General features: G+C 63.4%; 21 protein-coding genes and 1 tRNA gene. 11 read left to right on the top strand and 11 right to left on the bottom strand.

Annotated elements, in window-relative coordinates:
• Window positions 1-309 precede the first annotated feature (309 nt).
• Window positions 310-822: a hypothetical protein gene (locus tag YUU_RS0134710; RefSeq protein WP_156944669.1), complete on the top strand. Its 513-nt coding sequence runs from the start codon at window positions 310-312 to the stop codon at window positions 820-822.
• Window positions 823-942: 120 nt separating this feature from the next.
• Here the strand turns inward: YUU_RS0134710 and YUU_RS0134705 are convergent, their stop codons facing one another.
• Together YUU_RS0134705 and YUU_RS0134700 are read right to left on the bottom strand one after the other, a co-directional pair.
• On the bottom strand, window positions 943-1,236 hold the full coding sequence (locus YUU_RS0134705; protein ID WP_027526481.1) for a GYD domain-containing protein: 294 nt from the start codon (window positions 1,234-1,236) through the stop codon (window positions 943-945).
• Window positions 1,237-1,359: 123 nt separating this feature from the next.
• Window positions 1,360-1,713: a VOC family protein gene (locus YUU_RS0134700; RefSeq protein WP_027526480.1), complete on the bottom strand. Its 354-nt coding sequence runs from the start codon at window positions 1,711-1,713 to the stop codon at window positions 1,360-1,362.
• 111 nt (window positions 1,714-1,824) lie between these two features.
• Here YUU_RS0134700 and YUU_RS0134695 point away from each other — a divergent pair, with 111 nt between their 5' ends.
• The 4 genes from YUU_RS0134695 (at window position 1,825) to YUU_RS0134680 (ending at window position 5,679) form a co-directional block, all read left to right on the top strand.
• Window positions 1,825-2,019 (top strand): hypothetical protein, encoded by a 195-nt coding sequence (locus YUU_RS0134695; RefSeq protein WP_156944667.1) that lies wholly within the window; start codon window positions 1,825-1,827, stop codon window positions 2,017-2,019.
• A gap of 101 nt (window positions 2,020-2,120) precedes the next feature.
• A tRNA-Arg gene (locus tag YUU_RS0134690) sits at window positions 2,121-2,197 on the top strand.
• A gap of 200 nt (window positions 2,198-2,397) precedes the next feature.
• On the top strand, window positions 2,398-4,404 hold the full coding sequence (locus YUU_RS0134685) for an SPFH domain-containing protein (protein ID WP_035664186.1): 2,007 nt from the start codon (window positions 2,398-2,400) through the stop codon (window positions 4,402-4,404).
• A 135-nt stretch (window positions 4,405-4,539) separates the two neighbouring features.
• A complete protein-coding gene (locus YUU_RS0134680) occupies window positions 4,540-5,679 on the top strand; it encodes an amidohydrolase/deacetylase family metallohydrolase (protein ID WP_027526477.1) in 1,140 nt (379 codons plus the stop codon).
• A gap of 235 nt (window positions 5,680-5,914) precedes the next feature.
• Here the strand turns inward: YUU_RS0134680 and YUU_RS0134675 are convergent, their stop codons facing one another.
• Both YUU_RS0134675 and YUU_RS0134670 read right to left on the bottom strand, forming a co-directional pair.
• Window positions 5,915-7,525: an ABC transporter substrate-binding protein gene (locus tag YUU_RS0134675; RefSeq protein WP_027526476.1), complete on the bottom strand. Its 1,611-nt coding sequence runs from the start codon at window positions 7,523-7,525 to the stop codon at window positions 5,915-5,917.
• Between the two features lie 375 nt (window positions 7,526-7,900).
• Complete coding sequence (locus YUU_RS0134670) at window positions 7,901-8,626, bottom strand: alpha/beta hydrolase (protein ID WP_027526475.1); 726 nt, start codon at window positions 8,624-8,626, stop codon at window positions 7,901-7,903.
• 161 nt (window positions 8,627-8,787) lie between these two features.
• On the opposite strand from YUU_RS0134670, the gene YUU_RS0134665 reads away from it, so the two are divergent.
• A complete protein-coding gene (locus YUU_RS0134665; protein WP_027526474.1) occupies window positions 8,788-9,768 on the top strand; it encodes a helix-turn-helix domain-containing protein in 981 nt (326 codons plus the stop codon).
• Window positions 9,769-9,864: 96 nt separating this feature from the next.
• Here YUU_RS0134665 and YUU_RS55340 read toward each other — a convergent pair whose 3' ends face one another.
• The 4 genes from YUU_RS55340 to YUU_RS0134645 form a co-directional block, all read right to left on the bottom strand.
• The gene (locus tag YUU_RS55340; RefSeq protein WP_051390034.1) at window positions 9,865-10,392 is read right to left on the bottom strand and encodes a hypothetical protein; all 528 of its coding nucleotides are present in this window, start codon (window positions 10,390-10,392) and stop codon (window positions 9,865-9,867) included.
• A gap of 259 nt (window positions 10,393-10,651) precedes the next feature.
• Window positions 10,652-11,215 (bottom strand): TlpA disulfide reductase family protein, encoded by a 564-nt coding sequence (locus YUU_RS0134655; protein WP_245288179.1) that lies wholly within the window; start codon window positions 11,213-11,215, stop codon window positions 10,652-10,654.
• Between the two features lie 43 nt (window positions 11,216-11,258).
• Complete coding sequence (locus YUU_RS0134650; RefSeq protein ID WP_027526471.1) at window positions 11,259-11,723, bottom strand: hypothetical protein; 465 nt, start codon at window positions 11,721-11,723, stop codon at window positions 11,259-11,261.
• A gap of 22 nt (window positions 11,724-11,745) precedes the next feature.
• Window positions 11,746-12,174 carry a DoxX family protein gene (locus YUU_RS0134645; protein ID WP_027526470.1) on the bottom strand — a complete coding sequence of 143 codons (429 nt, stop codon included), beginning with the start codon at window positions 12,172-12,174 and terminating at the stop codon, window positions 11,746-11,748.
• Window positions 12,175-12,275: 101 nt separating this feature from the next.
• Here YUU_RS0134645 and YUU_RS0134640 point away from each other — a divergent pair, with 101 nt between their 5' ends.
• Window positions 12,276-13,160, top strand: a complete 885-nt coding sequence (locus YUU_RS0134640) for a LysR family transcriptional regulator (protein WP_027526469.1) — start codon at window positions 12,276-12,278, stop codon at window positions 13,158-13,160.
• Window positions 13,161-13,164: 4 nt separating this feature from the next.
• Here YUU_RS0134640 and YUU_RS0134635 read toward each other — a convergent pair whose 3' ends face one another.
• Window positions 13,165-14,310 (bottom strand): acyl-CoA dehydrogenase family protein, encoded by a 1,146-nt coding sequence (locus YUU_RS0134635; RefSeq protein ID WP_027526468.1) that lies wholly within the window; start codon window positions 14,308-14,310, stop codon window positions 13,165-13,167.
• A gap of 125 nt (window positions 14,311-14,435) precedes the next feature.
• On the opposite strand from YUU_RS0134635, the gene YUU_RS0134630 reads away from it, so the two are divergent.
• Window positions 14,436-15,113, top strand: coding sequence for an alpha/beta family hydrolase (locus YUU_RS0134630; protein ID WP_027526467.1), 678 nt, complete (start codon window positions 14,436-14,438; stop codon window positions 15,111-15,113).
• A gap of 12 nt (window positions 15,114-15,125) precedes the next feature.
• Here YUU_RS0134630 and YUU_RS0134625 read toward each other — a convergent pair whose 3' ends face one another.
• The gene (locus YUU_RS0134625; protein WP_027526466.1) at window positions 15,126-16,100 is read right to left on the bottom strand and encodes a ketopantoate reductase family protein; all 975 of its coding nucleotides are present in this window, start codon (window positions 16,098-16,100) and stop codon (window positions 15,126-15,128) included.
• Window positions 16,101-16,271: 171 nt separating this feature from the next.
• Here YUU_RS0134625 and YUU_RS0134620 point away from each other — a divergent pair, with 171 nt between their 5' ends.
• A complete protein-coding gene (locus tag YUU_RS0134620; RefSeq protein ID WP_027526465.1) occupies window positions 16,272-17,072 on the top strand; it encodes an enoyl-CoA hydratase-related protein in 801 nt (266 codons plus the stop codon).
• Window positions 17,073-17,088: 16 nt separating this feature from the next.
• On the opposite strand, the gene YUU_RS0134615 is transcribed toward YUU_RS0134620, so the two are convergent.
• Complete coding sequence (locus tag YUU_RS0134615) at window positions 17,089-17,349, bottom strand: hypothetical protein (protein WP_035664182.1); 261 nt, start codon at window positions 17,347-17,349, stop codon at window positions 17,089-17,091.
• Window positions 17,350-17,593: 244 nt separating this feature from the next.
• Here YUU_RS0134615 and YUU_RS0134610 point away from each other — a divergent pair, with 244 nt between their 5' ends.
• Together YUU_RS0134610 and YUU_RS0134605 are read left to right on the top strand one after the other, a co-directional pair.
• Window positions 17,594-18,958 carry an FAD-dependent oxidoreductase gene (locus YUU_RS0134610; protein WP_027526463.1) on the top strand — a complete coding sequence of 455 codons (1,365 nt, stop codon included), beginning with the start codon at window positions 17,594-17,596 and terminating at the stop codon, window positions 18,956-18,958.
• A gap of 21 nt (window positions 18,959-18,979) precedes the next feature.
• Window positions 18,980-19,738, top strand: a 759-nt coding sequence (locus YUU_RS0134605) for an ABC transporter substrate-binding protein (RefSeq protein WP_027526462.1), incomplete at its 3' end; no start/stop codon positions are given.

Here is a 19,738-nt window from a genome sequence, read left to right as displayed (position 1 = left end):
GCGTCCTTCTACAACGGCCATGAAACTATCAACGATCATCCCATGCAGCCGATAGTCACTGTTGCCTTGGCGGATAGAAACCGGCGAATGACGGAAGAGGGGTACGCAGAAGCAAACAGTCTCTCTGCAGATGAGGTTGGAAGCCGCTTTGCGGCAAGTGGAATCTTACGGTGTCCCGGTGGAGCTAGTAGAGCTCAAGTGACCGGAGCGCGCGACGTGATCACGACGGTAGCTCATGCGTTTCGGGACACTTGCAAGCTTCGGACGTCGCCTGACAAGTGTACATTCGAGTACTATCTGGGAGCGCAGATGCGGACCGTTCCCTTGTCAGCGACCCTATGGATGGGCCCATGCATCGACAGTGCACCGAGACAGGGTAGCGCCGATTGGGCGGTCGCAAAACTCGCATTTCCCGCAGACGTGACGCCATACGAAATCTATGAACAGCCCGAAATTTTGGTGGAGCTGGAGCGTGTCCTGGCGGTTGTCGGTTATGATATCGAAGCCACAGGAAAGACGGACAAGGACGGGCCGTTCAACAAGACGATACAGGAGTGCCAAATACGCGACGTAAGGGATTGGCAGACATTTGAAACGAACTGCGAGTTCGAAGTCGGGGCATCGGGTAGCGCCCTGTTTCGTCTGTGGGGTCGTCGAATGACCCTACTTGGCGTCGTTTTCGGAGACTATCGAGATAAAGAATATTGTCCACGGGGCGGCTGCGAGTTCAGGAGCCGGAAATGGTCGAGCTTGTTTGTTACCTTGAAGGGCGAGTTTAAGGACAGCCTCGTGGCGGCCGTGCGTCTGTCTGTAGCAAAATAGAACGTCGGGCTGCCCCTCGGATCGGTAAGCTGCGGATGCATGCCGACTGACGACAATGAGGCCGCGGCTCCGGGATCGCCATCCCGGTCCGCTGCAGTCGCGCCCACGCGAACTCAAATCTCAGAGCATTTTGCCGACGATCTTCGTCATATCCGCCGCCGAATACGCGCGCAGTGTCTCGGTACGGACATTGCCGAGTGCGCCGAGACTGAGACTGAGTGACATCACGGCCGGCTCATCTGGAGCCTCCAGAAGGGTCACAAAGTCATATCGCCCTTGCGTCCAGACGAGCTCCTTCACGGTCACGCCGAACGTCTTGGCCATTTCCTTGAAAGCGTCGGCCCGCTTCGGCGAGTCCTTGACGTTGCGGATTCCCTGATCAGTGAAGTTTCCCAGCACGACATAGGCCACCATGGTCGTCCTCCCTGGTTAGAGCCTGATACAATTCTCGCATGAGGAAACCGCGACGAACTTGCCACAGCGGCTGAGACGGCGCACCTGCCCATTGGGGAACGTCAGCGGGCGTGACTTATCGGGTCAGGACAACGGCCTTGCAAAACTGAGCTCGTGGCCGTCAGGGTCGGTGAGATGGAAGTAGCGCTCGCCCCATTCGGCATCGCGCGGCGCGGTCGATGGCTGCCATCCTGCCGTGAGCGCGCGCTGATGGATGGCATCGACGTCGGCGACGTAGAAGATGACGCGGCCCCACCAGGACCAGCGCTTGTCCGCCGGCTGGGCGATCAGGTTGAGATAGCCTGGACCGGCGCGGAAGCTCGTGAACGCCTGGGCTTCGCCGCCGTGCAGAATCTCAAAGCCCAGCGAACGGTAAAAGCCGACGGCGCGCGCCATGTCATGGGTGGCAAGCGTGATGGCGCTGATGCTCTCGATCATGGTGGCGCTCCCCGTGGATTGGGAGATATTAGAGCGCTGATGAAACGATTGACGATGGCCAATGTTTCGCATTGCGGGGAGATGCGGACGTCCAACAGGCGGGAGGTCCTGATGCGAGTACCTGCAACACCGGACGGCGCGCTACCAAAACCTGGAACGGCAGAGGCGATCGAGCTCGGCTGCACCTGCCAGGTGTTCTCGCACGACTCCAAGACGGATGAGCTGGAGCCGTCCGGGATGCTGGTCGCGCCTGACGCGAATTGCCCGGTTCACGGCACGGCGGCCCAACTCGAGGAGCATGATTGAGACCGCCGGATTGCCGCCGTTTGGATGCATCGCAGCGCTGGCGATTTGCGAGCTGCTCTGCTATGGAGACCCCAAGTGCCTGCACCCGTTGCAGGTTCCGCGGTCCCGTAGCTCAGCCGGATAGAGCGGCGGTTTCCTAAACCGTAGGTCGGATGTTCGAGTCATCCCGGGATCGCCATTCTCAAATGCGGTTTTTCAGAACCGGCCGCCTTTCTCACTCTGCCCCGCCCGTCAAGTAGCCAATAAAAAAAGTTTGGCACGGCTTTACGCGACATTCGTCTTGCAGACCGGGCTCCGTATTCACATCTCGCCTCCCGCAATTCTGGGGTGTGGCTTTGGTTAACAAAGTCGCCCAGTTGCGAATTGTGGAGATGAACTATGGACTTCAATGGTTTCAATGGCGCCTGGCTGATCCAGCCCGCGCTTTGGGCCGCGGCAGCGGTCGCGTTTTTGATCCTGCTGCGCGTTGCCAATATCTTTCGTTATATCCCGAACAACCAGGTCGGCATCGTCGAGAAGCTGTGGACGACGAAGGGCTCGATCGAAGGCGGCTTCATCGCGCTGAACGGCGAAGCCGGCTACGAGCCGGAAGTGCTGCGCGGCGGCCTGCACGTGTTCTTTCCGTTCATGTACCGGATCCATAAATCGGACCTCGTCACGGTCGGACAGGGCAAGATCGCCTATGTGTTCGCGCGCGACGGCGCGCCGCTCGGCGCTTCGCAAGTGCTCGGCGCCAACGACACCGAGGACAAGTCGGACTTCGAGGACGCGCGTCGATTCCTGCTCGGTGGCGGGCAGAAGGGACCGCAGCGCAAGATCCTGCGCGAAGGCACCTATGCGATCAACACGACGCAGTTCGCGATCATCACCGACGATCGCGTCTACGGTCATGCCCTGAGCGAACAGGAGCGCGGCGTGCTCGACGCGATGCAGCTTACGATCGCCGAGCGATGGGGCTTTGCGCCCGTCGTGCTCGCGGCCGATCACGACCTCGTCGGTATCGTCACCGTGCATGACGGCCCGTCGCTGCCGCCTGGCGAGATCATCGCGCCCGAGGTCGGCGTCGACTTGCGCGACTGGGAGACCTTTCACAACAATTTCCAGGAGCCCGAGCAATTCCTGAGGGCCGGCGGCTATCGCGGCCGGCAGCTCCAGATCATCGTCGAGGGCACCTGGTACATCAACCGCCTGTTCGCGACCGTCGAGGCGGTGCCGAAGACTGTGATCCCGGTCGGCAATGTCGGTGTCGTCATCTTCTACACCGGACCGCAGTCCGACGACGTGTCGGGCGAGCAGTATCGCCATGGCGAGCTCGTCCTCAACGGTGGCCGCGGCGTCTGGCGGGATCCGCTGCTGCCCGGCAAATACGCGTTCAACACCTATGCGGGCAAGATCGAGATCATCCCGACCGTCAACTTCATCCTGAAATGGGTGCGCGGCGAGGTCGGTGCGATGAAGCTCGATGAGAACCTGTCGGAGATCTCGCTGATCACCAAGGACGCGTTCGAGCCGACGCTGCCGCTCTCGGTGGTGATGCATATCGACTACAAGAAGGCGCCGATGATCATCCAGCGCTTCGGCGACGTGAAGAAGCTCGTCGAGCAGACGCTCGATCCGATGGTCAGCGCGTTCTTCAAGAACATCGCGCAGAAGATGACGCTGATCGAGCTGCTCCAGAACCGGGCGTCGGTCCAGGAGGAATCTGCGGCCGAGATGAAGGCGAAGTTCGCAAGCTATTCGCTCGACCTTCAGGAGGTCCTGATCGGTACGCCGCGCGCCGCCAGCGGCGATCACACCATCGAGAACATCCTGATCCAGCTCCGCTCGCGCCAGATCGCACGCGAGCAGATCGAGACTTACCAGGAGCAGGAGAAGGCCGCGGTGCAGGAGCGCGCGCTCAACGAGGCCAAGGCGACGGCGGCCGCGCAGTCGGCGCTGACGCAATCGCTGATCCAGATCAAGGTGAACGAGAACGAGGGCGCCGCCGCACTCGCCCGCGCGCAGAAGGACGCCGAGACCCGAAAGGTGACGGCAGCCGCGGTCGGCGAGCAGTCGCGGCTCGAGGGCCAGGGCGAGGCCGATCGGGTGCTCGCGATCGGCGCCGCCAACGCGCAGGCGACCAAGCTCTCGGTCGAGGCCTATGGCGGTCCGGAGTTCCGGCTGGCCGAGCAGAACTTCACGAAGTTCGCGGAAGCCCTGACCCGGATCAACCAGCCGCTGGTGCCGCAATTCCTGATGTCCGGCGGACCGGGCCAGGAGACCGGCAATGCGGGCCTGATCCCGACCGCGATGCTGAGCTCGATGTTCGGCCGCATGATGCCGGATGCGCTGGAGCGGCTGAAGGACGAGGCGCCGAAGGCGGCCCGCAAGGCCAACGGCCAGTGATCACAGGCCGCCTCCGATTTGCTTAGCCGGCGGGAAGATTGCTAACAGGAATGACGAAACGGCCAGGCTGGAAGTAAACCTTCCGGCCTGGCCGATGCCTGTTCCTTGCAAGCCTTGTGACCCCCGGAGATGACGATGCCTTTTGACTTGATCCTGCGTGGCGGACGGGTCGTTGACCCCTCGCAGAAGCTTGACGCGGTAACGGATGTCGCGTTTGCGGGCGGCAAGGTCGCGGCGATCGGCAGCGGGCTCAAGGCGGATCCGGGGACCGATGTGCGCGACGTTTCTCGCTACATCGTGACGCCTGGCCTGATCGATTTGCACACCCATGTCTATTGGGGCGGCACCTCGCTCGGCATCGATGCAGAAGAATTCTGCCGTCTCTCCGGTGTCACCACGGCGGTGGACACCGGCAGCGCCGGCCCCGGCAATTTCGCCGGCTTCCGCAAGCATGTGATCGAGCCGAGCCAGGTTCGCATCCTCGCCTATTTGCACGTCTCGCATGCCGGCATCTTTGGCTTCTCGCACAAGGTGATGGTCGGCGAGAGCGAGGAGCTGCGGCTGATGAACCCCATCGATGCCGCCAAGGTGGCGGATGCAAACCGCGACCTCATCGTCGGGATCAAGGTGCGCGTCGGCCTGCACGCCTCGGGTACCTCGGGGATCGTGCCGCTCGATATCGCGCTCGAAGTGGCCGAAGAGGTCGGCATGCCCCTGATGGCGCATATCGACCATCCGCCGCCGAGCTATGAAGAGGTGCTCGCGCGGCTACGCCCGGGTGACGTGCTCACCCATGCCTTCCGGCCGTTCCCCAATACGCCTGCGACCGCGCAAGGCACGGTCAAGAAGGTGGTGCTGGAGGCGCGCGAGCGCGGTGTGATCTTCGACATCGGCCACGGCAAGGGCTCGTTCGCCTTCAAGACCGCGCGCGCGATGCTGGCGAACGGTTTCTATCCGGACACGATTTCATCCGACATCCATCTGCTCTGCATCGACGGGCCGGCCTTCGACCAGGTGACGACCATGTCGAAATTCCTGTGCATGGGGATGTCGCTGTACGACGTGATCGCGGCCTCGACCGTGAACGCCGCGATGGCGCTTCGGCGCCCGGAGCTCGGCAGCCTCAAGGTGGGCAGCGTCGGCGACGCCACGCTGATCACGGTTCGCGAAGGGCAGTTCGACTATGTCGACGTCGTCGGCGAGCACCTGACGGGTAGCCAGAAAATCGCCTCCGAAGGCGTCGTCATCGGTGGCCGCTGGTGGCATCCGAAATAAGGAGCGCGACTTCGGCTGTATTTCGCCTCGCCCCGCTTTCGGGGAGAGGCCGACGCGCGGAACGCGCGGCGGGTGAGGGGGACTCTCCGCGCGTCCGACTGTCACCGCATTTGCGGAAGCAGCCCCTCACCAACCCTCACAGAGCGAGCGAAGCTCGTCTCGTCCCCGCAAGAGCGGGGCGAGGGAGCACAGCTCGATCGCGGACGCTGCGTCCTCGTATCAGTTGCGCCGGCGCCTACTCATTCTTGTCCACATTCCAGAACAACGGCGTCGCCGGGCCGTCGATCACGCCGGTGAGCGATTTGCGCCATGCGCTCGGCGCCTGGAACTGGCCGAGCGGGACGTAGATCACCTGCTCGTAGGCTTCCTTCTGCACGTCGAGCGCGATCTTCTTCTGCTCTTCGGGTGAGGTGGCGCGGGCAAAGGCGTCGCGCAGCTGCTCGAGCTTGGGATCCTCGGACCAGCCGAACCAGCCGCCCTCCTTGCCCTTGCCTACCATCGCGCCATTGACGAGCGGATTCATCGAGTCGGCGGCGCCCTGATAGGTGAAGAACATGTTCCAGCCGCCTTCCTTCGGCGGTTTCTGGTTGGCCCTGCGGGTGACCACGGTCTGCCAGTCCATTGCCTGGAGATCGACCTTGAAACCGGCCTCGCGCAGCAGCTGCGCGACCACGATCGGCTGCGCTTTCAGCAGGATCTGGTCGCCCGGCGCCAGGATCACGACGGGCGTGCCGTCATAGCCGGACTCTGCCAAGGCCTTCTTGGCTTCCGCCATGCCGTTGCCCTTGATCAGGGTCTCGCCGCCCTCGTCGCTGGCGAACGGCGTGTCGCAGATGAAGAATGCGCCGCAGAGCTTGTAGTATTTGGGATTGCCGATCTGCGCGTCAAGCACGTCCTTCTGGTTGATCGCGAGCATCGCGGCGCGGCGGATCTTCACATTGTCGAACGGCGGATGCAGGAAGTTCATCCGGCCGAACGATTGGAAGCCGAACTTGTTCAGGATTGCGATGTTGATGTCCGGGTTGGACTCGAGCACAGGCAGCAGGTCGAACGGCGGCGTTTCGACGAAATCGACGTCGCCGGATTGCAGCGCGTTGAGCGCGGTCTGCGCGTCCGGCATCGTCAGCCACTCGACACGGTCGACCTTGACCACCTTGCCGCCCGATGTCCATTCGGCCGGCTCCTTGCGCGGCACGTAGTCGGTGTTCTTTTCGTAAACGGCTTTCACACCGGGCTGGAATTCGGCAGCCACGAACTTGAACGGGCCGGAGCCGATCTGCTCCGGAATCTGCTTGCTGATCGGGGTTTCGGCCAGCCGCTTGGGCATCATGAAGGCGCAGATCGACGATGGCTTGGCGATCGTCTCCAGCACGAGGCCATAGGGCTCCTTCAGCTTGAGGACGATCGTTTTGGCATCGGGGGCTTCGATGCCTGCCGTGAAATCCATCAGCTTGCGCGCCATGCCGTCGACGCTCGTGCCCCAGCGCTTCAGCGAGGCGACGCAATCCTCCGCCGTCACCGGCGGGCCGTCATGCCACTTCAAGCCGTCGCGCAAGGTGAAGGTGTAGGTCAGCTTGTCGTCGGAGACCTTCCAGTCGGCCATCTGCGGCCGCACCTTGAAGCTGGAATCGATGCCCAGCAGCGTATCGTAGACCATGTAGCCATGGTCGCGGGTGATGATGGCGGTCGTGAAGCCGGGATCGGTGACGCGAAGGTCTGATTGCATCACCGCAGTCAGGATCTTCTTTCCGCTCGCGGCAGATGCAACCGACGTCCATGCAACGGGAAGTGCCGATGGCGCAACAGCAGCAAGCTGAAGCAGTTTCCGGCGCGAGACGTGAACCATTCTCTATTCTCCTGACCTGACGCAAACGAAACCAGATGGCGGCTGTCGATGAAGGGCAGCGTATGGCGGGGAGCCGCACGTGACAAGGAGAGCTTGCCTCCGCCGATCTGAATTCGTTTGCGACCAAGCAAGGGCCGTGCCGCCGAAGCCGGCGGCGCAGGAAATCGCGAAGGTCGTCTCGCTTTTGACGGACGCGCGTTAACTTTACTGCGTCACAAGCACACGCCCTCATCCTGAGGAGCCCGCGACGAGCGGCATTTCGAAGGATGGCCGCGGGTGAGAACCGGGCCTTATGGTTCGCTCGGCGATGCGGAGCGTCGTCCGAAGACGGGCGTTCCGCGCTCCTCACCATGATGGTCTTGTGACGCAGCAGGTTTAGTCCCGTCCGGCCTCCATGATCGCGCGTGCCAGCCGGGCGGGATCGGAGAAGCACAATTCGTGGCTCCCAGCTACCTGCACCAGGCGGAACAGCCCGAGCTTCTCCGACAGCCGCGGATGCCAGGGATAGCCGTGCGGCAGCGCGGTATCCTCGGTGCAATTGATGTAGGACTTCGCCAGCTGCATCTCGGCCGGGTTGGTTTTCAACTCGATCTTGTCGCTGAAGGTCTTGAGGGGATGCGGATTGAGGATGTCGTAGGCACGCTGGGCCAGTTCGAGATCGGCATCGTTGATGAACGCCTCGCGCCAGATCGGGAATGGCAGCACCACCGAGCCGTCGCCGCGCTCGGCGGCGATCGCCTCGAACAGGCCGAGATAGTGTGACGGCACCAGGTCGTTGAGCGACTCGCCGTTGTTGGGGACGAAGGCATTCCAGTAGATCAGCCGGTGGATCCGCTCCGGCACGAGGTCGGCGACCCCCGTGATGACCATCCCGCCATAGGAGTGGCCGAGCAGGATCACGTCCTTCAGATTGTTCTCGGCGAGATAATCGGCGATGGACTGGATCGCCTCCTTGAGCCCTGTGGTCTTGGCATCGCCGGGCCGGTTACCCTTGATTGTGGGCGTATGAACGGTGTGGCCCGCGGCCCGAATGGGGGCGGCGACGGGCTCGAGCTCGGCCCCGGTGTGCCAGGCGCCGTGGACGAGGACGTAGGTCGACATATTGTGGCTCCTCCGCAAGGATGGTTAGATCGGCGCGGCAATCACCGGCCGAAACCCTTGCCGACTGAACGTCGGTCGTTGTCTTTGTTGCAGCCATATTGAGCCGGCGGCGATCGGTCCGCTTGGCTGGCGCTGAACCGGATTGGTCTCGGAGCGAACTGATGGAGCAGGTCAATCCAGCAAGCCGGCCGCGGCACTTCGTCTGGAATACGGCCGAGACGCGTCCGGCCGAGCAGTTTTCCTTCTACCGCGAGGCAATTTGCCAGGCGTTCATGAACCTGACGCCGGAATCGGCGACGACGTCATGTTTTCCGGCGAAGGTGGAGACGATCAGGTTTGGCGCCGGTGCGGTCAACCGCGTGGTGTTTCCCGAGCATACGGTGCATCGCTCGCGCAGCGATATCGCGGCCTCGAACGAGAGCTGCTTCTATCTCAACTTCAAGCTCGCCGGCCGCTGCCGCATCGTGCAGGGGAATCGCGACGTCAGCCTGTCGCGCGGCCAGGTCGGCATCTGCGACAGCGACCGCGAGGTAAGGCTGCTGCATGACCGCGGCCCGACGCTGGAGGTCGCTTCGTTCTGGGTGCCCTCGCGCGCGCTGCGCGACCGGCTGCCGCCGGGCTTCGATTTCGAGGCCGAGCGCGTCTCCGATGATCCCCATGTCGGTCATCTCATCATCGAGACGGCGCGCTCGCTCAACGCCGGCGCTTTGCGGATGACGGAGGAGGACAGCGTGCGCCTGTTCGGCGTGCTGCTCGATCTCGTCGCGCTGAGCCTGTCGCGCCGCTCGCGCGCGCAAGTCGCGGAGGCGGCGAGCTTTGCCGATGCCACGGTGCTCGCGCTGCGCCGTGCGATCCACGAACGGCTGCGCGAGCCAGGGCTGACGGTCGCGGCGGTCGCAGGCGCCGTCGGCATCAGCGAGCGCTACGTGCACAAGCTGTTCGAGCGGTCCAGCACGACGTTTTCCGACTACATCATGGAACGCCGCCTCGACGGCGCCGCGGCGGATTTGCGGGATCGGGCCATCGCGGGGCGCGAGATCGGCACGATCGCGTTCGACTGGGGCTTTTCGGACCTCTCCCACTTCACGCGCCGCTTCAAGCAGCGTTTTGGCTGCCGGCCGCGCGATTGGCGCAACCGATAAGGCTATCCGCTAAGGGGTACTTACAAACGTCCGCTTCCCACGGCAAAGACCGTGATCGGCGTTAGGATTGCAGGATCGCAACACAAACCACGTGCTTCACGTCATCGTTCCCGGCATGAAGCAGCGAACGCTCACACCCATCGGGCCGTATAGCGGCCAGACCATCGTCATGTTAGCCCTGTTCGGCTCATCGATGAGAGCCTCGTCGGGCACGTACACCCACTCGGTTTCCACGTTGGTGGCGCCGGCCATCGCGCGCTCGAAGCCCCAAGGCGTTGTCGGCACGCGGACGCGGTAATGGTTGCCATTAGTCGCCCAATCTACTTCGGACAAATGCATCGCTTCGCTACCATCGCAGCACAGATCGCTCTTTCGGTCATGAAGGTTCTCAAACCACTTCGACAGATCGGCCCGGTTGTGATCGTGCGCGAGCACGGCGTCGGGCATACCAGCCGTACTCTCCTCCACTTGGGTCGCGCCCAGCAATGCTGGTTGATGTGGCCGGGAGATCTGGAAGCCCGTAAGTTTTAACGTTGGAAGATGCAACGCGCACGCATTGGCGTGATTGGTAGTCACGAGTCCGATGGCGGCAACGGCTGTCGCAATCAAGAACTGGCTTTTCATGGGGTTCTCCCTCTTCGATTAGAGATATTCCCACCACGAATTCCACACAGCCCCAGCCACAGAGGCAGCATTTGAACTGTTCACTATAAGTCTCCGGAAATCCCGCATGGGTTCAGGTCCGGTGCTGGCTTCTTCCATCTCGAGCTTACTTCAGAGCGTCGCATCGAGTGTAAGTATGGCTGCCCAAAGGCGACCTTCATCAATGTTGGCGTGATAGTCGTCTTTGAAGCAGACCTGACTAAGTTCATGAGTGCATGCCCTAGGCCTGCTCGCGATAGAATTGCAGCAGCTCTGTGCCTGCCGGCGACAGCCAGTCGGCGGCACCGGTGATGTAACCCTCGATGCGATTGCTTCGCCCGACGAGATAGGTGATGGGCATGCCGATCAACCTGAAGGTCGCCTCAGCCGGATCGCTCGCCGCGACGGCGACGCCATGGGCATCGACGTAGAAGAGGAGATTCTGTGTGTTGAGGCCGCCGAGGAAGCGCGTGATCTTCCCGAGATCCCTTGTGTCGGTGCAGATCGCATGGACGTCGAGGCCATTGACCCTTGATCGCGCGAGGCTTGCCATGACCGGCAGGTCGAGGCGGCAGGCCGCGCACCAGGTCGCCCAGAAATTGATGAGGGTCACGCGCCCCGGCTTCGCCGACAGCACGATGTCCTTGCCGCGCAAATCCTGTAACCGAAGTGGTGGCATCGGCGCGCGAGGCCGCACCACGGTGAACTGGCTGCGTCCGGTCTCGAACACCGGCGGCCACGGGCCATTTTCCGCACGAGCAGGATGCAGGCGTGCCAATCCCAGCGCTGGTGCTGCCAAAAGCATCGCGCGCCGCGTCAGTTCGGCTCGGTTCACACGAGGCGGCGCATCACGCATGGACATAGGCCCAGCCCCGGAGCTGGAGATCGACGACGCGTCCGATGCCAAACGGCACGAGCGTCGCGCCCGATATCAGCGGGATCGTGATCTGCTCCTTCGCCTCCGCGATCGCCTTGGAGGATGCGCACATGCTGTAGCTGAGGTTCGGCAGCGATTGCCGTAAGCCGGCCAGCGGCTCGGCGAGCGCTGTCTTGTCCGCGCGAAACACCTCGATGCCCTTGCCGTTGGCGACGACCTCGATCATGAGCTTGGTGCCCCGCTCGGCAAAATGCTTTGCGAGATTGGCCGAGTAGCTGATCGCATGCCCCATGACATAGGGCTCGTTGCTGTCGATGAGGATCACCACGCCGTCGACGAGGCGATCCTCCTTGGCCGCGGCACGTGAGCCGGCCGCGGTCAAGATCGAGGCGCCCGCGATCAGTCCGCGGCGTGACAAGGGATTGGAAAGGACCATCGTTGGCGCCGCAAGGTCCGTGTCAGAACTGACGCGCAGCAATCGGCGCCTTGCGGCCGCGTCCCCACAGCACGAAGAGGGCGAGCGCCAGCAGGATGAAATTGAGCGGGGTGACCGCGGCTTCGCCGCGTGAGATGTGGAAGACGAGCGCGAACACCTGCAACACGGTGCAGCCGAGCGCGGCCAGCACCGTCAGTCGCGGCAGGATGCGCGTCAGCGCCGGCAGGAGAATGCCGATGCCGCCGGCGAGATCGATCAGCCCGATGACGCGAACGAAGCCCTCCGAATATTCGCCGGCCCAGGGCATCATGGCGGCAAGCTGCGGGATCGGCGTGAGCAGCTTGACCAGCCCGGCTGAGGTGAAGGCGAAGCAGATCAGGGCCTGGGCGATCCAGAGGCCGATGCGAAGGGCGCGGCCCGGCGAGGCGGTTTCGAGAGCGGTGGTCGACATGGTGGTTCTCCGATCAGTGGGTTACCACCATTTGATAGTTTCACCATCTTTGATCATTATGCATTCCGGTATGGGTTCCTTTCCCAGATGTTGATGATCTCATGGATTCTCTGGTCAGCATGAGGGTGTTTTGCCTGGTCGCCGAGCTGAAGAGCTTTGCGACTGCGGCCCAGCGCCTGCGCATCTCGCCCGCCATGGCGAGCAAGCACGTAGTGCAGCTCGAGAGGCGGCTGGGCACGCGGCTGCTCAACCGGACCAGTCGGCGCGTGAGTCTGAGCGAGAGCGGCACGCTCTATTTCGAGCAAGCGCGCCAGATGCTCGATTCGCTTGACGAGGTCGAAGCCGCCGTCAGCAAGGCGACCGTCGTCCCGCGCGGCGTGCTGCGGCTGACCGCGCCGGTGTGGATGGCCAATGCGACGTTCGCGGGCGTGCTGGCGGAATACCAGGCCCGCTATCCCGAGGTGCGCCTCGACGTCGATCTCAGCGGGCGGCTGGTCAACCTGGTCGAGGAGGGCTTTGATCTCGCCCTGCGCGCGACGGGCGCGCCCGACGAGGCGCTGATCGCGCGTCCGATCTCCAGTGTCCCGTTCTACATGGTTGCAGCTCCCGCCTTTCTCAAACGCGCTGGTCGCCCAACGAAGCTGACCGATCTCGCCGGCCGCGCCCTGCTGCACTATGCGCTTTATCCGGGCGAGAGCTTCTCGTTCGCGGGCGAGCGCGGCACCGAGACCGTTAAGCTGAATCCAGTCCTTCGCAGCGGCAACGAAACGCTGCTTCACATGGCAGCGCTCGAAGGCATGGGCCTCGCCTTCCTGCCGAAATGGCTGGTCGCTGACGACATCGCGGCCGGACGTCTCGAGCACGTCATGCCCGACCAGATCATCTTCGCGGGAAAACTGTTTGCGGTCTATCCGAGCCGCAAATATCTCTCCGCGAAAGTGAGGACCTTCATCGACTTCGTCGCCGCCGACAAGCGGATGAAGTAGCCGCCTACAGCGACCGCGCGATCAACAGCTTCATGATCTCGTTGGTGCCGCCATAGATCTTCTGGATGCGGGAATCGACGAAGATGCGCGAGATCGGGTATTCCTGCATATAGCCATACCCGCCGAACAGCTGGAGGCATTCGTCGGCGGTCTCGACCTGCTTCTCCGAGCACCAGTATTTCGCCATCGACGCGGTGACGGTGTCGAGATCCCCGGCGACCAGGCGCTCGATGCACCAGTCGACGAAGACGCGGGCGATCATGGCCTCGGTCTTGCGCTCGGCGAGCTTGAACGCGGTGTTCTGGAATTCGAGCAGTGGCTTGCCGAAGGCGGTGCGCTCCTTGGTGTAGTCTGTGGTGAGCTTGACGGCGCGCTCCATCGAGGCGACGGCGCCGACCGCCAGCGCCAGTCGCTCCTGCGGCAGTTGCTGCATCAGCTGCACGAAGCCTTGCCCTTCTTCATTGCCGAGCAGGTTTTCCGGCGGGACCGTGACGTTGTCGAAGAACAATTCCGACGTATCGGAAGCGTGCAGGCCGATCTTGTCGAGGTTGCGCCCGCGGCGGTAGCCGTCAGCGCCCGCGGTCTCGACCACGATCAGCGAGATGCCCTTGGCGCCGACATCGCTGGTGCGCGCAACGACGATGACGAGATCGGCTGCCTGGCCGTTGGTGATGAACGTCTTCTGGCCGTTGATGACGTAGGAGTTGCCCTGCTTCTTCGCCGTGGTCTTGACGCTTTGCAGGTCCGAGCCGGTGCCGGGCTCGGTCATGGCGATGGCGCCGACCATCTCGCCCGACGCCATCTTCGGCAGCCAGCGTGTCTTCTGCTCCTCCGAGCCGTAGTTGAGGATGTAGTGCGCGACGATGGCGCTGTGCACGGAGACGCCGGTCGTCACCTCCGGTACCGTGCTCTCGATATCCTCCAGCACCGCGGCGTCATAGGCGAAGGTTGCGCCGAGGCCGCCATAGGCTTCGGGCACGCTCGGCAGCAGCGCGCCCATCTCGCCAAGCCCGCGCCAGGCGGAGCGGTCGACCATCTTCTGCGCGCGCCACTTTTCCGCGTGCGGCGCCAGATCCTTCGCCAGAAATTTCCGGAACTGGTCGCGGAAGATTTCGAGCTCTTCGGTCATCCAGGAGGAGCGGTAGGACATGAAAACTCCGGTCGGTGGTGCGACTGTCTTGGTACGCCAGTAGAAGTCGGCAATTATTGTGTTTTCAGGCTGCGCCGGGGACGCTACCAAGGCAACCGGATTCGAGCCTTTCAGGATCTGCGATTTTGAACGCCAAAACGACCGAGCTCAAGATCGACATCGCGCGCGTGGGCGCCGTCTCCGCGCTGCTGACGATGCCGGACAAGCCGCGCGCCTGCTACGTCTTTGCCCACGGCGCGGGCGCCGACATGCGGCACGCTTTCATGGACAAGGTCGCGGCTGGACTGGCCGAGCGCGGCATCGCGACGCTGCGCTACAATTTTCTCTACATGGAGAAGAAGCAAGGCCGACCCGACACGCCAATGATCGCGCACGCTGCCGTGCGGGCAGCGGTCGAGGAGGCGGCACGGCTCTGCGCCGGTCTTCCGCTGTTCGCCGGCGGAAAGTCGTTCGGCGGGCGCATGACCTCGCAGGCGCAGTCCAAGGCGCCGCTGCCCGGCGTGCGCGGGCTCGCTTTCCTCGGCTTTCCCCTGCATGCCGATAACAAGCCCTCGATCGAGCGCGCAGCTCATCTCGCCGGGATCGATATCCCGATGCTGTTCCTGCAAGGCACGCGCGACCGGCTCGCCGACCTCCGTTACCTCGAACCCGTGATTGCGGAGCTCGGCCCCAAGGCCAGGCTGCATGAGGTCGCCGGGGGCGATCACTCCTTCCTGGTCTTGCGCAAATCCGGTCGCAGCAATGAAGAGGCGATGGAAGAGGTGCTCGATACGCTCGCGGCGTGGATCAACGAGCTGGTCTGAGCCTTTGCGCAATCATCCCGCATAAAGCCCCTTTTCGCGCGCCTTCTGGATCGCGAGCGCGGCGATCAGGTCGAGCGACGGCGTCGAGAGGCCCGCGGCGTGGGCAAAGGCACTCGGCGCCTTCACCAGCACGTCGATCTCCATGGCGCGGCCGAGTTCGTAGTCCTGGAGCAGCGACGGCTTGTGGTTGGGCGCCGGGCCGCTCCGTGTCACCCGCTTGACCTCGGGGATGTAATGCTGCGCGATCTCGTTGGCCTCGTTGAGCAGGCGCGGAATGACGTCCGTGAAGGCGGCGTCGTTGCGCACCCCGCGCGCGGTGAGGCCGGTAAGCAGGCACAGCACCGAGAGCGACATGTTGGTCAGGAGCTTTGACCAGATCGCCTCGCGAATGTCGGAGATGGGCGGCGAGTCGAGCTTTGCCTCGTTCAGGGCCGCGCGGAGCTGCGCGATGCGCTCGCTGTTGCGGTCGTCGCATTCGCCGACCAGGAGCCGGTTGCGGTCCGGCGAGAGGTTTTCGACGATGCCGGGCTCGACCACCTCGTTGGAGGAAAACACGACGCCGCCGACGATGCGCTCCTTGCCGATCGCCTTCTTCAGCCGTACGCCCGGATCGAGGAAGGAGAGATCAGGCGGAGTGGGATGCCGTGGCGGTAGTCCAATATTGTACCACCAGGGGATACCGTTCTGCGCGAACACGATTGCGGTGTTCCCGCCGAGCAGCGGCGCAATGCCGGTGACGAGGCCCGGCAGGCCGGTTGCCTTCAGCGTAGAGATCACGACGTCCTGCGGCCCGAGCTGGGCCGGATCGCCGGAGGCGCGCACCTTGGCACAAACTTCCGCCTCGCCGACGCGCAGCTTCAGGCCATTGGCGCGCACCGCCTCCAGATGTGGTCCGCGCATCACGCAGGAGACCTCATGGCCGGCGCGTGCGAGCCGCACCGCAAGGTGGCTGCCGACGGCACCAGCGCCGAAAATGCAAATCCGCATGATATGACCGCCCGTCCCGAGGATTGATCTTTGGCTCGCGCCGGCGGCCAGCATGGCACAAGCCGCCATGCGATGGACGCGACCGCCTCCCCGCGGAAAGTGATGGATCAAGGGGCGCGGCCACGGTCATAGTGCGCGGCCTGACAACAAATAATGCCGAGAGGATCGCAGATGCCGGCCAGCCCAGTTTTGTGGACCCTTGACGACCGCGGGGTCGCGACCGTCACGCTCAATCGACCCGAGGTCAACAATGCCTATGACGGTGCGCTGATCTCAGGCGTGCTCGCCGCGATGGATGAGCTGGGCGGGAAACCCGACTTGCGCGTCGTAGTGCTCAAGGGCAACGGCAAGCATTTTCAGGCCGGCGCCGACCTCAAATGGATCAACTCGGTGCGCCCGCAGTCGCCGGAGGCCAACGAGGCGGCTTCGCGGGCGACCTTCGAGGCGGTGCAGCGGCTGAACACGCTGCCGATCCCGACGGTGGCTCTCGTGCAGGGCGGCTGCTTCGGCGGCGGCACCGGCGTGATCGCGGCCTGCGACGTGGTGATCGCGGCCGACAATGCGCTATTCTCGATCACCGAGGTTCGTTGGGGCCTGACCGCCGCAATCATCATCCCGCAGCTCTGCGATGCCATCGGCGTCCGTCAGGTCCGCCGCTACGCGCTGACCGGCGAACGGTTTGGCGCCGATGAGGCGCGCCGCATCGGCCTCGTGCATGATGTTGTGCCGCTCGCCGAGCTGGAGGTCGCCGGCGCGAAGGTCGTCGAACAGTTGCTCGCCAACGGGCCGCAGGCTATGGCCGAGACCAAGCGACTCGCGCTGGAAAGCTCGTTCGGCGGCATGAGCGTCGATGACGCCGCCTATGCGCGCCTCGTTCGTCTGCATTCGCTCAAGCGCCAGAGTGCAGAAGCGGCGGAAGGGCTGGCGTCCTTCGCCGAGAAACGCGCAGCGAAGTGGGGCAGTAAGACTTAAATCGCCTGCTTGCCGCTCAGCAGCCGCGGCAGATGCCGCTCATGCTGCGATAGACCGCGTCGTCGTCCTGCCGCATCTGCTTGAGCGATTCGAGTGTGGTGCTCTCGCGTGGCGGCTCGGGTTTGCGCTTCGCCGCGAGTTCCTCCTCCTGTCGCTTGTAGCAGGCCTCGCGGTCGGCCTTGGCCTGGATGAAGCGGCAGTTCTGCTCCAGCGCCGAAGCGGGAGCGGCGGAGATCGCGAGGCAGATCAGCGATATTAGAGTGCGTTTCAAAGACATCGATCCTAAAGCATGATCCGGAAAAGTGCGAAGCGGTTTTCCGGAAAGATCATGCGCAAACAACAACCTAAAGCGCGATGATGATTCATCCTGATCTCATCGCGCTTTAGGAAGACGCCTGTTCTGTCAGTTCCGCCGTACGGGATCAATCGTCTTGTGGCGCCACAGGGCTTTACATCGTCGATCCCTTTGTCGAGATAGCAAGAAGGGCCCGCCTTGGGCCTCAAACGATTGGGTTATCGTCTTGCAGCAAAAATCCATTCAGGAACCTGCGCGTCAGGTGCCGCTCTACGGTGAATATGAAGTCGTCGTGCTCGGCGGCGGGCCGGCCGGCATCATCGCGGCGGCATCGGCGGCACGGGCGAGGCGGCGAACGCTGCTGATCGAGCGCTACGGTTTCTTGGGCGGCATGGGCACGGCCGCCGGCGTCACCAATTTCTGCGGCCTGCATGGCAATGTCCATGGCAGGCACCACCGGCTGGTGCAGGGCATGGCCTCCGAGCTGCTTGCGCGGATCGCCCGGCTCGACGGCCTCAACGAGCCGCATCTGATCCTCGGAAAGGTTTTTGCGCAGGCCTATGACACCGCGGCCTACAAGATCGCGGCGGATGATCTGCTCGCGAGCCACAAGGTCGATATCCTCTTCCACGCGCTCGGCGCCGGCGTCGTGATGGGTGACGCGCGTCGGATCGATACGCTGATGGTCGAGACCAAGGCGGGACGGCAGGCGGTGCGGGCCGAGATCTTCATCGATTGCTCCGGCGACGGCGATCTCGCGGTCTGGGCCGGTGCGCCCTACGAGGTCGGCGATGAGCACGGCCATCCGCTCTATCCGTCCATGATGTTCCGCCTCAACGGCATCGATCCCGAGAAGGCGGGAGAAGCCTGGCGCACCATCCCGCAATTGATGGAAAAGGCGCTCGCCGCCGGCACGCACAGCTTTCCGCGCAAAAGCGCGATCGTGCGGCCGCAGCGCCACGGCATCGAATGGCGGGTGAATTTCACGCAAATTGCGCGTGAGGACGGCCATGCCGTCAACGGCATCGAGCCTGATGACCTCACCCACGGCGAGATCGAGGGTCGTCGCCAGGCGCTCGCCGCCTTCGAATTCCTGCGCACCGTGCCGGGCTTTGAAAAATCCTACATCGTCGACCTGCCGCCGCAGCTCGGCATCCGCGAGACCCGCCGTATTATTGGCGGCCATCAGCTCAGCGGCGAGGATGTGCTCGCTTGTGCCTCGTTCGAGGATTCCATCGGCGTCAATGGCTGGCCGATCGAGGCACATGTGCCCGGTGACGTCGTCTTCACCTTCCCGCCGATTCCGGAATCGCGCGGCTACAACGAATTGCCGTATCGCATGCTGGTGCCGGAGGGCGTAGACAATCTCCTGGTCGCCGGCCGCTGCGCCTCCATGACCCATGAGGGCCAGTCGGCGGCGCGCGTCTCCGGGGCCTGCTTCGTGATGGGGGAGGCGGCGGGTTCCGCTGCTGCGCTGGCGCTGTCGGGCAACCAGATCCCGCGCGACATCCCGGTTGCAAAATTGCAGGAAACATTGAAACAACAGGGCGCCTTCATCGGGCGGGACCAGACCGTGCCAGAGGGCCTGTAAAGAAACGACGGAGGAAGCCGGATGGGTTGGGTTGCGCGGTTCGCTGTAGCTGGTTTGTTGGCGCTGACGACGATTGCAGCAGCGCAGGCCGAGGAGCCGCTGAAGGCCAGGATTGGTGTGCTCAGGCTGTCGTCCTCCGCGCCGGTCTTCATCGCGCAGGACAAGGGTTATTTCCGCGACGCCGGCCTCGATATCGAGCTGAAGTTCTTCGATGCGGCACAGCCGATCGCGGTCGCCACCACCTCGGGCGACGTCGATTTCGGCATCACCGCCTTCACCGCCGGTCTCTACAATCTCGCCGGCAAGGGTACGCTGAAGGTGATCGGCGGCATGAGCCGCGAGAAGGCCGGCTATCCCCTGATCGGCTATTTTGCCAGCAACAACGCTTACGCGGCGGGGCTGAAGACGCCGAAGGACCTTGCCGGCAAGCGCGTGGCGATGACGCAGGTCGGATCATCCTTTCACTATTCGCTCGGCCTGCTCGCGGACAAATATGGCTTCAAGCTATCAGACGTGAAGATCGTGCCGCTGCAGTCGCTGTCGAATGCGGCGGCTGCGCTGAAGGGCGAGACCGTCGACGCCGCGCTGCTTCCCATCTCCACCGCGCGAAAGCTGATGGACGANGGCGGCGCGAAATTCCTGGGNTGGGTCGGCGACGAGACGCCCTGGCAGCTCGGCGCCGTCTTCGCCTCGCCCAAGACGCTCGCCAACAAGGTGCTGGTGACGAAGCTGCTCGGTGCGTTGGCAAAAGCCGATCGCGAATATCACGACGTCATTTTG

The organism is Bradyrhizobium sp. Ec3.3, assembly GCF_000472925.1.
Taxonomy (GTDB): Bacteria; Pseudomonadota; Alphaproteobacteria; order Rhizobiales; family Xanthobacteraceae; genus Bradyrhizobium.
Note: the sequence above shows the minus strand (reverse complement) of the source record. Positions and strands in the feature narration are given on the sequence as shown.

What these genes read in the sequence shown, in the direction of transcription:
- YUU_RS0134655 (WP_245288179.1), bottom strand. Translation starts at nt 11,215, where the DNA reads ATGCTTTTGGCAGCACCAGCGCTGGGATTGGCACGCCTGCATCCTGCT.
- YUU_RS0134615 (WP_035664182.1), bottom strand. Translation starts at nt 17,349, where the DNA reads ATGTCTTTGAAACGCACTCTAATATCGCTGATCTGCCTCGCGATCTCC.
- YUU_RS55340 (WP_051390034.1), bottom strand. Translation starts at nt 10,392, where the DNA reads ATGAAAAGCCAGTTCTTGATTGCGACAGCCGTTGCCGCCATCGGACTC.
- YUU_RS0134620 (WP_027526465.1), top strand. Translation starts at nt 16,272, where the DNA reads ATGCCGGCCAGCCCAGTTTTGTGGACCCTTGACGACCGCGGGGTCGCG.
- YUU_RS0134705 (WP_027526481.1), bottom strand. Translation starts at nt 1,236, where the DNA reads ATGGTGGCCTATGTCGTGCTGGGAAACTTCACTGATCAGGGAATCCGC.
- YUU_RS0134645 (WP_027526470.1), bottom strand. Translation starts at nt 12,174, where the DNA reads ATGTCGACCACCGCTCTCGAAACCGCCTCGCCGGGCCGCGCCCTTCGC.
- YUU_RS0134695 (WP_156944667.1), top strand. Translation starts at nt 1,825, where the DNA reads ATGCGAGTACCTGCAACACCGGACGGCGCGCTACCAAAACCTGGAACG.
- YUU_RS0134665 (WP_027526474.1), top strand. Translation starts at nt 8,788, where the DNA reads ATGGAGCAGGTCAATCCAGCAAGCCGGCCGCGGCACTTCGTCTGGAAT.
- YUU_RS0134650 (WP_027526471.1), bottom strand. Translation starts at nt 11,723, where the DNA reads ATGGTCCTTTCCAATCCCTTGTCACGCCGCGGACTGATCGCGGGCGCC.
- YUU_RS0134680 (WP_027526477.1), top strand. Translation starts at nt 4,540, where the DNA reads ATGCCTTTTGACTTGATCCTGCGTGGCGGACGGGTCGTTGACCCCTCG.
- YUU_RS0134710 (WP_156944669.1), top strand. Translation starts at nt 310, where the DNA reads ATGCGGACCGTTCCCTTGTCAGCGACCCTATGGATGGGCCCATGCATC.
- YUU_RS0134635 (WP_027526468.1), bottom strand. Translation starts at nt 14,310, where the DNA reads ATGTCCTACCGCTCCTCCTGGATGACCGAAGAGCTCGAAATCTTCCGC.
- YUU_RS0134625 (WP_027526466.1), bottom strand. Translation starts at nt 16,100, where the DNA reads ATGCGGATTTGCATTTTCGGCGCTGGTGCCGTCGGCAGCCACCTTGCG.
- YUU_RS0134685 (WP_035664186.1), top strand. Translation starts at nt 2,398, where the DNA reads ATGGACTTCAATGGTTTCAATGGCGCCTGGCTGATCCAGCCCGCGCTT.
- YUU_RS0134640 (WP_027526469.1), top strand. Translation starts at nt 12,276, where the DNA reads ATGGATTCTCTGGTCAGCATGAGGGTGTTTTGCCTGGTCGCCGAGCTG.
- YUU_RS0134670 (WP_027526475.1), bottom strand. Translation starts at nt 8,626, where the DNA reads ATGTCGACCTACGTCCTCGTCCACGGCGCCTGGCACACCGGGGCCGAG.
- YUU_RS0134675 (WP_027526476.1), bottom strand. Translation starts at nt 7,525, where the DNA reads ATGGTTCACGTCTCGCGCCGGAAACTGCTTCAGCTTGCTGCTGTTGCG.
- YUU_RS0134700 (WP_027526480.1), bottom strand. Translation starts at nt 1,713, where the DNA reads ATGATCGAGAGCATCAGCGCCATCACGCTTGCCACCCATGACATGGCG.